The following is a 13,382-nucleotide window of genomic DNA, read 5'->3' on the forward strand; positions in this document are numbered from 1 at the left end:
CGCGGGCGATACAATCATTTGGCGGAGGCAGCGGCGGTGTTAGGCGGATAGCCAAATCCACCGGCCTCGCATCGGGGAGCAATATCTGTTGGACTTGCTTGCAGTAAGCGACGCGGAATGGACGGCGATCCTTCTGAGCCTGCGCGTTGCAACCGTCGCGATGATCTGCAGCCTGCCCTTCGCGCTTGCCGTCGCCATGTTGCTGGCCCGCGGGCGCTTCTGGGGCAAGACGTTGCTCAATGGTCTTGTGCACCTGCCGCTGATCCTGCCGCCCGTCGTCACCGGCTTCCTGCTCCTCCTGCTCTTCGGCCGCCGCGGCCCGCTCGGCGCCTTCTTCGCCGACTACTTCGGTCTGGTCTTCTCCTTCCGCTGGACGGGTGCTGCCCTTGCTTGCGCAGTCATGGCCTTCCCGTTCATGGTGCGCAGCATCCGCCTGTCGATCGAAGCGGTCGACCGCAAACTCGAAGACGCGGCAACCACACTCGGCGCGAGCCCGCTCTGGGTCTTTGCCACCGTCACGTTGCCGCTGATCATTCCCGGCATCATCGCCGGCATGATCATCGCCTTCGCCAAGGCGATGGGCGAGTTCGGGGCGACGATCACCTTCGTCTCCAACATCCCGGGCGAGACGCAGACGCTTTCGGCCGCCATTTATACCTTCACCCAGGTGCCGGGCGGCGATGCCGGCGCCATGCGGCTGACGATCATATCGGTCGTCATTTCCATGGCCGCGCTGATCTTCTCCGAACTGCTGGCGACCTTCGCCGCACGCCGGGTGGCGGCCCAATGAGCCTCACCGTCGAAGCCCGCCATCACCTCGGCAGTTTCTCGCTCGACGCCGCCTTCACCTCCGATGGCGGCGTCACCGCGCTGTTCGGCCGCTCCGGCTCCGGCAAGACCTCGCTGATCAACATCATTGCCGGCCTCCTCAAACCGGAAAGCGGCCGCGTCCTGCTCGATGGCGACGTGATCGCCGACAGCGAGCGAAAGATATTCACCCCGGTGCATCGCCGCCGCTTCGGCTATGTCTTCCAGGAAGCACGCCTCTTTCCGCATTTGAGCGTGCGGCGCAACCTCGCCTATGGCCGCTGGTTCGCCGGAAAGAAGGGCGTCGGCAGTGACTTTGCCCGCGTCGTCGACATGCTCGGCATCGGTCATCTGCTCGAGCGCAATCCATCGGCCCTTTCCGGTGGCGAGAAGCAGCGCGTGGCGATCGGTCGGGCCCTGCTGGCGGCACCGCGCCTGCTTCTGATGGATGAGCCGCTCGCAGCGCTCGACGAGGCGCGAAAGGCCGAGATCCTGCCCTACCTCGAACGGCTGCGTGACGATGCCGGCATTCCGATCGTTTATGTCAGTCACTCGGTCAGTGAAGTGGCGCGCCTGGCAAAACGTGTCGTCGTGCTCGAACACGGACAGGTGACCGCATCGGGCGCGGCAACGGAAGTGCTGAGTGCACCCGCGGCCTCCACCGCAACCGGTCGGCGCGAGGCAGGCGTGGTGCTCGAAGGCATCGTTCAGGGAACCGATGGGGCCCACGATCTGACGACCGTCCAGGTCGGCCGGGAAGCTTTGCGCATTGCCAATGTCACAGCGCCATCGGGCCGAATACTCCGCCTGCACATCGCCGCACGCGATGTGATGCTCGCGACCAGCCGCCCGGAAGGCATCAGTGCGCTCAACGTGCTCGAAGGAAATGTGCTTGCGCAGACCACCGAAGAGGACGGAAGCGTCGATGTCCGCATCAATTGCGGCGGCGTGACAATTGCCGCCCGCATCACTCGCTTTTCACGCGACGCTCTTGCGCTTGTCCCCGGCAAGACCGTCTATGCCATCATCAAGTCGGTGGCGATCGATCACTAACCGTCGTTTGAAACGGTCTCATTAGTGGCGGACGCCGTGCCGCTGCCGCGGACACTTTCAAGCCAGGCGAGATCCTCGGCGATCGCGGTCAGCGCCCTTTCCTCCATCTCCCGGTAGCGACGGATCAGCGTCTCGCCAAAAGGTGTCAGCGCCGCTCCTCCCCCTTGCTTGCCGCCGCGCTGCGACTCGACCGAGGGTTCGATGAACATGCGGTTCAAGGCATCGACCAGCAACCAGGCACGGCGATACGACATGTCCATCGCCCGGCCGGCAGCCGAAATCGATCCGGTCTCCCGGATCAATTCGAGCAGCATGATCTTGCCGCGACCCAGCCGATCGGCGGGCGGAAAATCGATGCGAAGCACGGGGCGAAGGTCAGGGCGGCGCTCACTCATGCGGCGAGCATAAAAGCTTGCGCAAGAAACCGAAAGCCGCTGAGCGCGAGCAAACAGATTTTCCCGGAGGACGGCAGCCGGCAAATTGTGCATCACGGACAAAGACCAGTTTGCGCGTCTTGATCTCTCCGCATCAGCGTGCACCGATGGCGCACCCGCCATCCGAGAACGCTCCCCCATGCCCGGCCCGACACTTGATCCCGTTGCAACCGATACCACCCTGCCCGCCAAGGCCGACGTCGTCATCGTCGGTGGCGGCATCATCGGCGTCAGCACCGCCCTTTTCCTTGCCGAGCGCGGTATTGATGTCGTGCTCTGCGAAAAGGGAACGCCGGGTGCCGAGCAATCGAGCCGCAACTGGGGCTGGGTCCGCGTCATGGGCCGCGACGAGCGCGAGATCCCGCTGGCGATCGAAGCACTGAAGATCTGGGACACGCTCGACGCCCGCATCGGTGGCGAAACCGGCTTTCGCCGCAGCGGCATCCTCTACATCTCCGAGAACGAGCGCGACGTCGCCAACCGCGACGCCTGGCTCGCCATGGCTAAGCCCTATGGCGTCGACAGCCGGCAGCTTGGCGCTGACGCAACGGCAGAAGCGATGCCGGGTGCCGCACTTCGCTACGGCGGCGCGCTGTTCACCCCGAGCGACGGTCGGGCCGAGCCGCAAAAGGCGGTGCCCGCGCTCGTGGCTGGTGCACGGCGTGCCGGGGCACGCATCCTGACTGGCTGCGCCGTGCGCGGCGTTGAAAGGACAGCCGGCAAGATTTCTGCCGTCGTGACCGAGAGAGGCCGCATTGAAACGTCGAGCGTAGTCGTTGCCGGCGGCGCCTGGTCCCGGCTGTTCCTCAAGGGCCTCGGCATCCGCCTGCCGCAACTGAAAGTCCGCAACACGGTCCTGCGAACCGGTCCGGTGTCCGGAGGTCCGGAAGGCGCCGGCGCGACCGCGACCTACGCCTACCGCAAGCGCCTCGACGGCGGGTACACGATCGCCGACGGCGCCGCCAACCTTCATGCCATCGTGCCCGACAGCTTCGCCTTCTTCCGCGATTTCCAGCCGGCGCGAAAGGCGGAAGGCGAGGCGGTGCAGGTGGGGATCAGCGCCCAGAGCTGGAACGAACTGTTCGAGATCGGCACCGTCCCACTCGACCGACCCGGCGCCTTCGAGCGCCACCGCGTGCTCGACCCCAACCCGGATTCCCGCCGCGCTCTTCATGCGCTCGACGCTGCGGCAAGGGCCTTGCCGTTTCTACGCGAGACCAAGGTTCAGCAGATCTGGGCCGGTCTGATCGATGTGACGCCCGACGCCGTGCCGGTGATTTCAACGACGGAAAACGTTCCGGGTCTCGTGATCGCAACAGGATTTTCCGGCCACGGTTTCGGCATCGGACCGGGCGCCGGCCATCTCGTCGCCGACCTCGTCACCGGTTCAAAGCCGATCGTCGATCCCACGCCTTTTCGGCTCTCCCGCTTCCTCGACGGCACGCCGATTACCATCGCGCCACCCGTCTGATCACTATCGCTGCGGAACGCACGCGAAAGAAAATTACAAGCATCGACCAGCAGGACCATGCGCGACACAACGCGTGGGCGCAGTCACGGCAGGATTCTATCTTTCTTTGCCTGGGCCAGCTTCGAGGCACCAAAACACCTTCATAAGCCCCGGAACTCGTGGCAGTCTGTGAGCATTCCCGTCGGGAGAACGGGGTGAGGAGGAGTCTGTGCAGACCTCGGGCGGAGGAGCCTAACGAGATCGATCCGCACGTTCCGCCTTACGTCAAGCATACCGTTTTCCCGCGTAGAGCATTTCCAGCAAAAGTGCTGAGCGGTTTTGCGTCCGGAAATGCGCGAGAACAGAAAGGAAGAGCGGTTGGACCGCTCTTGAATTGGTGCGCTGCGCACTCCGGAGGAGGCCGGAAACCGCATGAGCGATCTCGATCGACTTAGCTTGCATGTCCCCGAACCCGCGGTTCGGCCCGGTGGCCAGCCGGACTTCTCCACCGTCAAGATCCCGAAGGCCGGCTCCGTGCCGCGACCGGAGGTCGATGTTGCGTCGGAGGAGATCCGTGACCTCGCCTATTCGATCATCCGCGTGCTTAACCGCGACGGCGAGGCCGTCGGCCCTTGGGCAGGCCTGCTATCGGACGACGAGCTTCTGGCTGGTCTCAAGCACATGATGACGCTGCGCGCCTTCGATGCGCGCATGGTCATGGCACAGCGCCAGGGCAAGACCTCCTTCTACATGCAGCATCTGGGTGAAGAGGCCGTCAGCTGCGCCTTCCGCAAGGCGCTGGTGAAGGGCGACATGAACTTCCCGACCTACCGCCAGGCCGGCCTTCTGATCGCCGACGGCTACCCGATGGTCGAGATGATGAACCAGATCTTCTCGAACGAGAGCGATCCGTTGCGCGGTCGGCAGCTACCGATCATGTATTCCTCCAAGGAGCATGGCTTCTTCACCATCTCCGGCAACCTCGCCACCCAATATGTGCAGGCGGTCGGCTGGGCGATGGCATCCGCCATCAAGCGCGACACCAAGATCGCAGCCGCCTGGATCGGCGACGGTTCGACGGCGGAATCGGACTTCCACTCGGCGCTGGTCTTTGCCTCCACCTACAAGGCGCCGGTCATCCTCAACATCGTCAACAACCAGTGGGCGATCTCGACCTTCCAGGGCATTGCCCGCGGCGGCTCCGGCACCTTTGCCGCCCGCGGCCTCGGCTTCGGCATCCCGGCGCTGCGCGTCGACGGCAACGATTATCTCGCCGTCTACGCCGTCGCCAAATGGGCGGCCGAGCGCGCGCGGCGCAATCTCGGGCCGACGCTGATCGAATACGTCACCTACCGTGTCGGTGCTCATTCGACCTCCGACGACCCGAGCGCCTATCGCCCGAAGACGGAATCGGAGGCCTGGCCGCTCGGCGACCCGGTCCTTCGGCTGAAGAAGCACCTGATCCTTCGCGGTGCCTGGTCGGAAGAGCGCCATGCTCAGGCCGAAGCCGAGATCATGGATGAGGTCATTCAGGCGCAGAAACAGGCCGAGGGCCACGGCACGCTGCATGCCGGCGGCAAGCCGTCGGTGCGCGATATCTTCGAGGGCGTCTATGCCGAGATGCCGCCGCACATTCGCCGCCAGCGGCAGAAGGCAGGATACTGATATGGCCAGAATGACAATGATCGAAGCCGTGCGCAGCGCCATGGATGTCTCCATGGAGCGCGACGACAATGTCGTCGTCTTCGGCGAGGACGTCGGCTATTTCGGCGGCGTCTTCCGCTGCACGCAAGGCCTCCAGGCGAAATACGGCAAGACCCGCTGTTTCGACGCGCCGATCAGCGAAAGCGGCATCGTCGGCACCGCAATCGGCATGGCGGCCTACGGGCTGAAGCCCTGCGTCGAGATCCAGTTTGCCGACTACATGTATCCGGCCTACGACCAGATCACCCAGGAAGCGGCTCGCATCCGCTACCGCTCCAACGGCGACTTCACCTGCCCGATCGTGCTGCGCATGCCAACCGGCGGCGGCATCTTCGGCGGCCAGACCCACAGCCAGAGCCCGGAAGCGCTGTTCACCCATGTCTGCGGCCTCAAGGTCGTGGTGCCCTCCAATCCCTATGACGCCAAGGGCCTGCTGATCGCCTCGATCGAGGATCCGGATCCGGTGATGTTCCTGGAGCCGAAGCGGCTCTACAACGGCCCCTTCGACGGCCATCACGACCGGCCGGTCATCCCCTGGTCGAAGCACGATCTCGGCGAGGTGCCGGAGGGCCACTACACCGTCCCGATCGGCAAGGCGGAAGTGCGTCGCCAGGGCTCCGCCGTCACGGTCGTCGCCTATGGCACCATGGTGCATGTCGCACTTGCCGCGGCCGAGGAAACCGGCATCGACGCCGAGGTGATCGACCTGCGGAGCCTCTTGCCGCTCGATCTCGACACGATCGTCACGTCGGTCGAAAAGACCGGCCGCTGCGTCGTCGTGCACGAAGCCACCCTTACTTCGGGCTTCGGCGGCGAAGTGGCAGCCCTCGTGCAGGAACACTGCTTCTACCATCTCGAGGCACCCGTCGTGCGCGTCGCCGGCTGGGACACGCCCTACCCGCACGCCCAGGAATGGGACTATTTCCCCGGCCCCGCGCGCGTCGGACGCGCGCTCGTCGAAGTGATGGAGGCCTGAGATGGGCGAATTCGTAATCAAGATGCCCGATGTCGGCGAAGGTGTGGCCGAGGCCGAACTCGTCGAATGGCATGTGAAGCCCGGCGATCCCGTGCGCGAGGACATGGTGCTTGCCGCCGTGATGACCGACAAGGCGACCGTCGAAATCCCCTCGCCCGTGACCGGCACCGTGCTCTGGCTCGGCGCTGAAGTGGGCGACACGGTTGCGGTGAAGGCGCCGCTGGTGCGCATCGAGATATCAGGCGAAGGAGAAGCCGCGGCCCCCGCTGACGACAAGCCGGCGGCCAAGGCGGAAGAAAAGCCCGTCGTAAAGGCCGAGGCGTCTGCTCCCGTCGCCAAGCCCGCGCAACCGGCCAAGGTCGAGGTCAAGGCACCGGCCGTCAACGGCGTGCACCAGCCGGGCGAACGGCTGGAAAAGGCGCTGGCGTCACCCGCCGTGCGTCTGCGTGCCAAGGAAAGCGGCGTCGACCTGCGCCAGGTAACCGGCACCGGTCCGGCCGGCCGCATCACCCATGACGACCTCGACCAGTTCATCGCCCGCGGCGCTCAACCCGTGTTGGCGCCCGCCGGCCTGCAACGCAAGACCGCCGTCGACGAGATCAAGGTGACCGGCCTTCGCCGCCGCATCGCCGAGAAGATGTCGCTTTCGACCTCACGCATTCCCCACATCACCTATGTGGAGGAGGTCGATATGACCGCCGTGGAAGAGCTGCGCGCCACCATGAACCGCGATCGCAAGCCGGACCAGCCGAAGCTGACGATCCTGCCCTATCTGATGAGGGCGCTGGTGCGAACCATCGCCGAGCAGCCGGCCGTCAACGCGATCTTCGACGATGGCCCCGGCATCATCCACCGCCATCATGCCGTCCATATCGGCATCGCCACGCAGACGCCGGCAGGCCTCACCGTCCCGGTGGTGCGCCACGCGGAAGCCCGCGGCATCTGGGATTGCGCCAACGAGCTCAACCGCCTTGCGGAAGCCGCCCGCACGGGCACCGCCACCCGCGATGAGCTGACCGGATCGACCATCACCATCTCGTCGCTCGGCGCGCTCGGCGGCATCGTCTCCACCCCGGTCATCAACCATCCGGAAGTGGCGATCGTCGGCGTCAACAAGCTCGCCATCCGCCCGGTCTGGGACGGCACGCAGTTTGTGCCGCGCAAGATCATGAACCTGTCCTCGAGCTTCGATCACCGCGTCATCGACGGCTGGGATGCGGCCGTGTTCGTGCAGCGGCTGAAGACCCTGCTCGAAACGCCGGCGCTTATTTTCGTGGAGGCCTGAGGCGATCATGAAGGAAATTTCCTGCAAGCTGCTCGTCATCGGCGCCGGCCCCGGCGGCTACATCTGCGCGATCCGCGCCGGCCAGCTCGGCATCGACACGGTCATCGTCGAAAAGGCCAAGGCCGGCGGCACCTGCCTCAATGTCGGCTGCATTCCCTCAAAGGCGCTGATCCATGCGGCCGAAGAGTTTCATAAGCTGCGCGCGGCCGCTTCCGGCCGCAGCCCGCTCGGCCTGTCGCTCGCCAACCCGACCATCGACCTTGCCCGCACCATCGCCTGGAAGGACGGCATCGTCGGCCGGCTGAACGGCGGCGTCACCGGCCTTCTGAAGAAGGCCGGCGTCAAGGCGGTGATTGGCACTGCCCGCTTCGTCGACGGCAAGACCGTCGATGTCGAGACCGAAACCGGGCTGCAGCGCATCCGCGCCGAAGCGATCGTCATTGCTACCGGCTCGACGCCCGTCGAGCTCCCGGACCTGCCCTTCGGTGGGCCGATCATTTCCTCGACCGAAGCCCTGTCATTGAAGAGCATACCGAAGAGCCTCGCCGTGATCGGCGGCGGTTACATCGGCCTCGAACTCGGCACCGCCTTCGCCAAGCTCGGCAGTCATGTCACCGTGCTCGAAGCTCAGCCCCGCATCCTGCCGCTCTATGACGCCGATCTGACGAAGCCGATAGCCAAGCGCCTCGGTGAGCTCGGCATCGAGGTCTTCACCCAGACGGTCGCCAAGAGCTATTCCGCCGAAACCGCAAGCCTTCAAGCAGAGCACAATGGCCGCGCCATCGACGTCGCTGCCGAAAAGGTGCTGGTGACCGTCGGCCGCAAGCCGGTGACCGAAGGCTTCGGGCTGGAAGAAATCGACCTCGACCGCACCGGCCGCTTCATCCGCATCGACGACCAGTGCCGCACCTCGATGCGCGGCATCTACGCGATCGGCGACGTCACCGGCGAGCCGATGCTGGCGCACCGCGCGATGGCGCAAGGCGAGATGGTGGCGGAGATCGTCGCCGGCCATAAGCGTAGCTGGGACAAGCGCTGCATTCCCGCCGTCTGTTTCACCGACCCGGAAATCGTCACCGCGGGCTTGTCGCCCGACGAGGCCCGCGCCAGCGGCATCGAGATCAAGATCGGCCAGTTCCCGTTCCAGGCGAATGGCCGTGCGATGACGACGCTTGCGGAAGACGGTTTCGTGCGCATTGTCGCCCGCGCCGACAACCACCTGGTGCTCGGCATCCAGGCCGTCGGCCACGGCGTTTCGGAACTCTCGGCAAGCTTCAGCCTGGCGATCGAGATGGGCGCGCGGCTGGAAGACATCGCCGGCACGATCCATGCGCACCCGACGCAATCGGAAGCCTTCCAGGAGTCCGCGTTGAAGGCGCTGGGGCACGCGCTGCATATCTGACGTCGAAGTTTGGGGGTAGCCCCTCATCCGGCCTGCCGGCCACCTTCTCCCCGCATGCGGGGAGAAGGGAACGTGGGACGCCCGCCCGCACCAAACATTGCCTTTTGCCGAATGGGAGAAAGACATGCGCAGAACTGATCCGATCGTCATCGTTTCGGCGGCCCGCACCCCGATGGGCGCCTTTCAGGGCAGCCTAAAGGATCTAACCGCGCCGGAAATCGGCGCCATCGCGCTCAAGGCAGCGCTCGAACGCGCGGGCCTCGATGCTGTGGACGAGGTGCTGATGGGCAATGTGCTGCCGGCCGGCGTCGGCCAGAACCCGGCGCGCCAGGCAGCCCTTGGCGCCGGCCTCGGCAAGGAGACGCCGTCGACAACGGTCTCCAAGGTCTGCGGCTCCGGCATGAAGGCGCTGATGCTCGGCCACGATGCGCTGCTTTCGGGCAGCGCATCGGTGCTTGCCGTCGGCGGCATGGAGTCGATGACCAACGCTCCCTATTTGCTGCCGAAGGCGCGCGGCGGCTTCCGCCTGGGGCATGGCGAGGTCAAGGACCACATGTTTCTCGACGGCCTCGAGGACGCCTATTCCGGCCGGCTGATGGGCACCTATGCCGAGGATACGGCCGAACACTACCAGTTCTCGCGCGCCGATCAGGACGCCTTCGCGTTGCGCTCGCTGGAGCGCGCCAACCGCGCGGCCGCGGATGGGTCCTTTGCCGAGGAAATCGTGGTCGTCAGCGGCGCCGGCAAGCGGCAGACCGCCAATCTCGATCGCGACGAGCAGCCGACCAAATCGGATCCGGCAAAGATCCCGAAGCTCAAAGCCGCCTTCCGCGACGGTGGCAGCGTGACGGCGGCCAATTCGTCTTCGATTTCGGACGGGGCTGCAGCACTGATTTTGATGCGGGCGAGTGAGGCGCAAAAGCGCGGTCTGACGCCGCTTGCGATTGTCGCCGGCCATGCCGGTCATGCGCAGGAACCGGCCTGGTTTACGACAGCGCCGATCGGCGCGATCGACAAGCTGATGGCCAAACTCGCCTGGGAGAAGAGCAGCGTCGGCCTCTACGAGATCAACGAGGCCTTCGCCGTGGTGGCGATGGCGGCGATCCGCGACCTCGGCCTGTCGGACGATATCGTCAACATCAACGGCGGCGCCTGTGCGCTCGGCCACCCGATCGGCGCATCCGGCGCCCGCATTATCGTGACGCTCCTGCATGCCATGCGCGCCAAGAACGTCAAGCGCGGCATTGCCTCACTCTGCATCGGCGGCGGCGAGGCGACGGCCGTCGGGCTGGAGCTGTTGCAGTAGTTCAGATCGGGATGAGGAAATGTGTGCGCGGTTTTCCGCGCGCATCGCGCTCCAACCAGGAAAAAGCGCCGCCGGACGAACCGGCGGCGCTTTTCAATTCAGAAGGCAAATGGCCCCTTCCCGGCTCATCAACCCATGCGCTCGGAAGCGTAGGAACCCGGGCTCGGCGGGAAGACCACGACGCGGTTGCCGTTAATGAAGCAGCGGTTGTGGATATGGGCGTGCACAGCGCGCGCCAGCACCTGGCTTTCGACGTCGCGGCCGATCGACACGTAATCTTCCGCGCTCTGGGCGTGGGTGATGCGGGCGATGTCCTGCTCGATGATCGGGCCTTCGTCGAGGTCGGCGGTGACATAGTGCGCCGTCGCACCGATCAGCTTCACGCCGCGCTCATAGGCCTGCTTGTAAGGGTTGGCGCCCTTGAACGACGGCAGGAAGGAGTGGTGGATGTTGATGATGCGGCCCGACATCTTCTTGCAGAGCGCATCGGAAAGGACCTGCATGTAGCGGGCAAGAACGATCAGCTCGGCGCCCGTCTGATCGACGAGTTCCAGGAGTTGCGCCTCGGCCTTCGGCTTGTTTTCCTTCGTCACCTTGATGCAGTGGAAGGGGATGTCGTGATTGACCACCACCTTCTGGTAATCGAAGTGGTTGGAAACGACGCCGACGATATCGATCGGCAGCGCGCCGATCTTCCAGCGGTAGAGAAGGTCGTTGAGGCAATGGCCGAAACGCGACACCATCAAGAGCACCTTCATGCGCTCTTCGCTGTCGCGGATTTCCGCATTCATGTCGAAGCGCTTGACCACCGCTTCGAAGCCCGCCTTCAGCTCGTCGAGCGTGGCACCTTCCTGGCTGATGAAGGTGAGCCGCATGAAGAACAGACCGGTTTCGAGATCGTCGAACTGCGAACTGTCTGAAATGTAACAGCCCTTTTCGGCGAGATAGCCGGTGATGGCGGCAACGATGCCACGGGTGGTCTTGCAGCTGACGTTCAGCACATAGCTTTTCATCGGTATGTCTCTCGCTCCAGAGGTTTTTCCGGCCCCCCTTATACGGCCAGTCACGCAAAAACTAGCGCGGCCGTGGCGCCGCTGTCGATCCATTCGCGACATCCGATGGACGGAACCGGCCAGACATGCCCGGCATCGGTTACGCAAAGCGGCGGGTCGTTCAGATCAGCTCCGCAACAAACGAGCGACAGTTGAAGCCGTCGCGGGAACAGCCTAGCGCGGCGTACGATCCGGATGGGCACGGGCGAATGCATCGATCTCGGCGCAACGCTCGTCAATTGCCACCAGCCGCGGGCAAGCGGCGATATCGACGTCCCAACGGCGAGCGTTGTAGACCTGCGGCACCAGGCAGAAATCCGCCATGGTCGGGCTGTCGCCATGGCAGAAGCGGCCGGTTGCAGGATGGTCGAGCAGCCGTTCGAAAGCGGCCAGCCCCTCGCCGATGAACTTGCGCATCCAGTTGCGCCGCGCCGCTTCGCCATCCTCGGCATTGGCCATGACATGAGAGATCACGCGGAGATTACAGACCGGATGGATGTCCATGGCGATGGCATAGGACAGCGCACGCACCCGCTGCCGCCCGACGGCGTCATCAGGCAGGAAACCGGTGTCCGCTCTCGTCTCGGCGAGATACTCGATGATGGCGAGCGATTGCGTGAAACGCTCGCCATCAATGTCGAGGACAGGCACGAGCCCCTGCGGATTGCGGTTGAGATGCTCCGGCCCCTTATGCGCCTTGGCGAGCAGGTCAACCGGCACCGACCGATAGGTTTCGCCGAGGCTATTGAGCGCTATGCGCACCCGATAGCTCGCCGATGAACGCCAGTAATCGTAAAGCACCGTCTCGCTCATGCTTCTACCTGCATCTGTCTTTCGGCTTATTCAGGCCCTGTCGTAGGCTTCGACCGTCTGTTCGATTGCGCCGAAGATCGAATGACCGGTCTTGTCTTTCATCTCGATGCGCACGACATCGCCGACCCTGAGGAAATGTGTCTTCGGCGCACCGCCGACGATCGTCTCGATCATTCTCAGTTCGGCGATACAGGAGTAACCGGCGCCCCCGTCCGCGACCGGCTTGCCCGGGCCGCCGTCGAGCTTGTTCGACACCGTACCCGAGCCAATGATCGTGCCGGCGGAAAGCGGCCGGGTCTTGGCCGCATGCGCCACCAGTTGGGCAAAGTCGAAGGTCATGTCGATGCCGGCATTGGCGCGGCCGAAGGGCTTGCCGTTGAGATCGACATGAAGCGGCAGGTGCAGCTTGCCGCCGTCCCAGGCATCGCCCAGTTCATCCGGCGAGACGGCAACCGGCGAAAAGGCCGACGACGGCTTCGACTGGAAGAAGCCGAAGCCCTTGGCGAGCTCGGCCGGGATCAAACCACGCAGCGACACGTCGTTGACCAACATGACCAACTGGATCGCAGCGCGTGCTTCTTCGATCGTCGCGCCCATCGGCACGTCGTCGACGATGACGGCAACCTCGCCCTCCATGTCGACGCCGAAACTTTCGTCGGCCAGCGGGATCGGATCACGTGGTGCGATGAAGCTGTCCGAGCCGCCCTGGTACATCAGCGGATCGGTCCAGAAGCTCGCGGGCATGTCGGCGTTTCGGGCCTTGCGCACCAGTTCGACGTGATTGACGTAGGCCGAACCGTCGGCCCATTGGTAAGCGCGCGGCAACGGCGACAGGGCGTCGTGTTCATGAAAGCGGATCGTCGGCTGCGAGCCGGTCTCGATCCCCTCGGCCACGCGTGCAAGCCGCGGGCCCGCATGCGCCCAATCGTCGAGCGCTGCTTGAAGCGTGCGGGCGATGTGCCCGACCTCGGAGCAGCGGGTGAGATCGCGGGAGACGACCACGAGCTTTCCGTCACGCGTACTGTCCTTGAGTGTCGCCAGTTTCATGCAGTCCTCCCTCTCAATCTTCTCATTGTTTCACGCTGTCTCGAACGGAAAGC

12 protein-coding genes are annotated in these 13,382 nt (G+C 64.6%); 8 read left to right on the forward strand and 4 right to left on the reverse strand.

The annotated features are described in order from the left end of the window. The first annotated feature begins 88 nt into the window (after window positions 1-88). Window positions 89-790 carry a molybdate ABC transporter permease subunit gene (modB, locus tag MKZ91_RS26670; RefSeq protein ID WP_336174056.1) on the forward strand — a complete coding sequence of 234 codons (702 nt, stop codon included), beginning with the start codon at window positions 89-91 and terminating at the stop codon, window positions 788-790. Next, window positions 787-1,860, forward strand: coding sequence for a molybdenum ABC transporter ATP-binding protein (gene modC / locus MKZ91_RS26675; RefSeq protein ID WP_336174057.1), 1,074 nt, complete (start codon window positions 787-789; stop codon window positions 1,858-1,860). Before modB ends, modC begins: the two co-directional genes overlap by 4 nt. Here modC and MKZ91_RS26680 read toward each other — a convergent pair. After that, on the reverse strand, window positions 1,857-2,255 hold the full coding sequence (locus MKZ91_RS26680; protein ID WP_336174058.1) for a winged helix-turn-helix domain-containing protein: 399 nt from the start codon (window positions 2,253-2,255) through the stop codon (window positions 1,857-1,859). The two genes, modC and MKZ91_RS26680, sit on opposite strands and share 4 nt — an antisense overlap. Window positions 2,256-2,433: 178 nt before the next feature. Between MKZ91_RS26680 and MKZ91_RS26685 the strand changes: the two genes are divergently transcribed. From MKZ91_RS26685 to MKZ91_RS26710, 6 genes are all read left to right on the forward strand, one after another. Continuing rightward, entirely contained in the window at window positions 2,434-3,765 is a 1,332-nt protein-coding gene (locus MKZ91_RS26685; protein WP_336174059.1) for an NAD(P)/FAD-dependent oxidoreductase, read from the forward strand. 411 nt (window positions 3,766-4,176) lie between these two features. Beyond that, entirely contained in the window at window positions 4,177-5,409 is a 1,233-nt protein-coding gene (locus MKZ91_RS26690) for a 3-methyl-2-oxobutanoate dehydrogenase (2-methylpropanoyl-transferring) subunit alpha (protein ID WP_336174060.1), read from the forward strand. A 1-nt stretch (window position 5,410) separates the two neighbouring features. Then, window positions 5,411-6,424 carry an alpha-ketoacid dehydrogenase subunit beta gene (locus MKZ91_RS26695; protein WP_336174061.1) on the forward strand — a complete coding sequence of 338 codons (1,014 nt, stop codon included), beginning with the start codon at window positions 5,411-5,413 and terminating at the stop codon, window positions 6,422-6,424. Between the two features lies 1 nt (window position 6,425). Next, window positions 6,426-7,709 (forward strand): dihydrolipoamide acetyltransferase family protein, encoded by a 1,284-nt coding sequence (locus tag MKZ91_RS26700; RefSeq protein WP_336174062.1) that lies wholly within the window; start codon window positions 6,426-6,428, stop codon window positions 7,707-7,709. 7 nt (window positions 7,710-7,716) lie between these two features. Then, window positions 7,717-9,111 carry a dihydrolipoyl dehydrogenase gene (lpdA, locus tag MKZ91_RS26705; protein WP_336174063.1) on the forward strand — a complete coding sequence of 465 codons (1,395 nt, stop codon included), beginning with the start codon at window positions 7,717-7,719 and terminating at the stop codon, window positions 9,109-9,111. Between the two features lie 124 nt (window positions 9,112-9,235). Beyond that, window positions 9,236-10,417 (forward strand): acetyl-CoA C-acyltransferase, encoded by a 1,182-nt coding sequence (locus tag MKZ91_RS26710; RefSeq protein ID WP_336174064.1) that lies wholly within the window; start codon window positions 9,236-9,238, stop codon window positions 10,415-10,417. A 128-nt stretch (window positions 10,418-10,545) separates the two neighbouring features. Here MKZ91_RS26710 and purU read toward each other — a convergent pair whose 3' ends face one another. The 3 genes from purU to MKZ91_RS26725 all read right to left on the reverse strand — a co-directional run bounded on the left by purU (window position 10,546) and on the right by MKZ91_RS26725 (window position 13,329). Then, window positions 10,546-11,430 (reverse strand): formyltetrahydrofolate deformylase, encoded by an 885-nt coding sequence (purU, locus tag MKZ91_RS26715; RefSeq protein ID WP_336174065.1) that lies wholly within the window; start codon window positions 11,428-11,430, stop codon window positions 10,546-10,548. Between the two features lie 213 nt (window positions 11,431-11,643). Then, entirely contained in the window at window positions 11,644-12,282 is a 639-nt protein-coding gene (maiA, locus tag MKZ91_RS26720; protein ID WP_336174066.1) for a maleylacetoacetate isomerase, read from the reverse strand. Window positions 12,283-12,312: 30 nt separating this feature from the next. Further along, window positions 12,313-13,329, reverse strand: coding sequence for a fumarylacetoacetate hydrolase family protein (locus MKZ91_RS26725; protein WP_336174067.1), 1,017 nt, complete (start codon window positions 13,327-13,329; stop codon window positions 12,313-12,315). Window positions 13,330-13,382: the final 53 nt, after the last annotated feature.

This window comes from Ensifer sp. MJa1 (assembly GCF_037026475.1).
Classification (GTDB): Bacteria; Pseudomonadota; Alphaproteobacteria; order Rhizobiales; family Rhizobiaceae; genus Ensifer.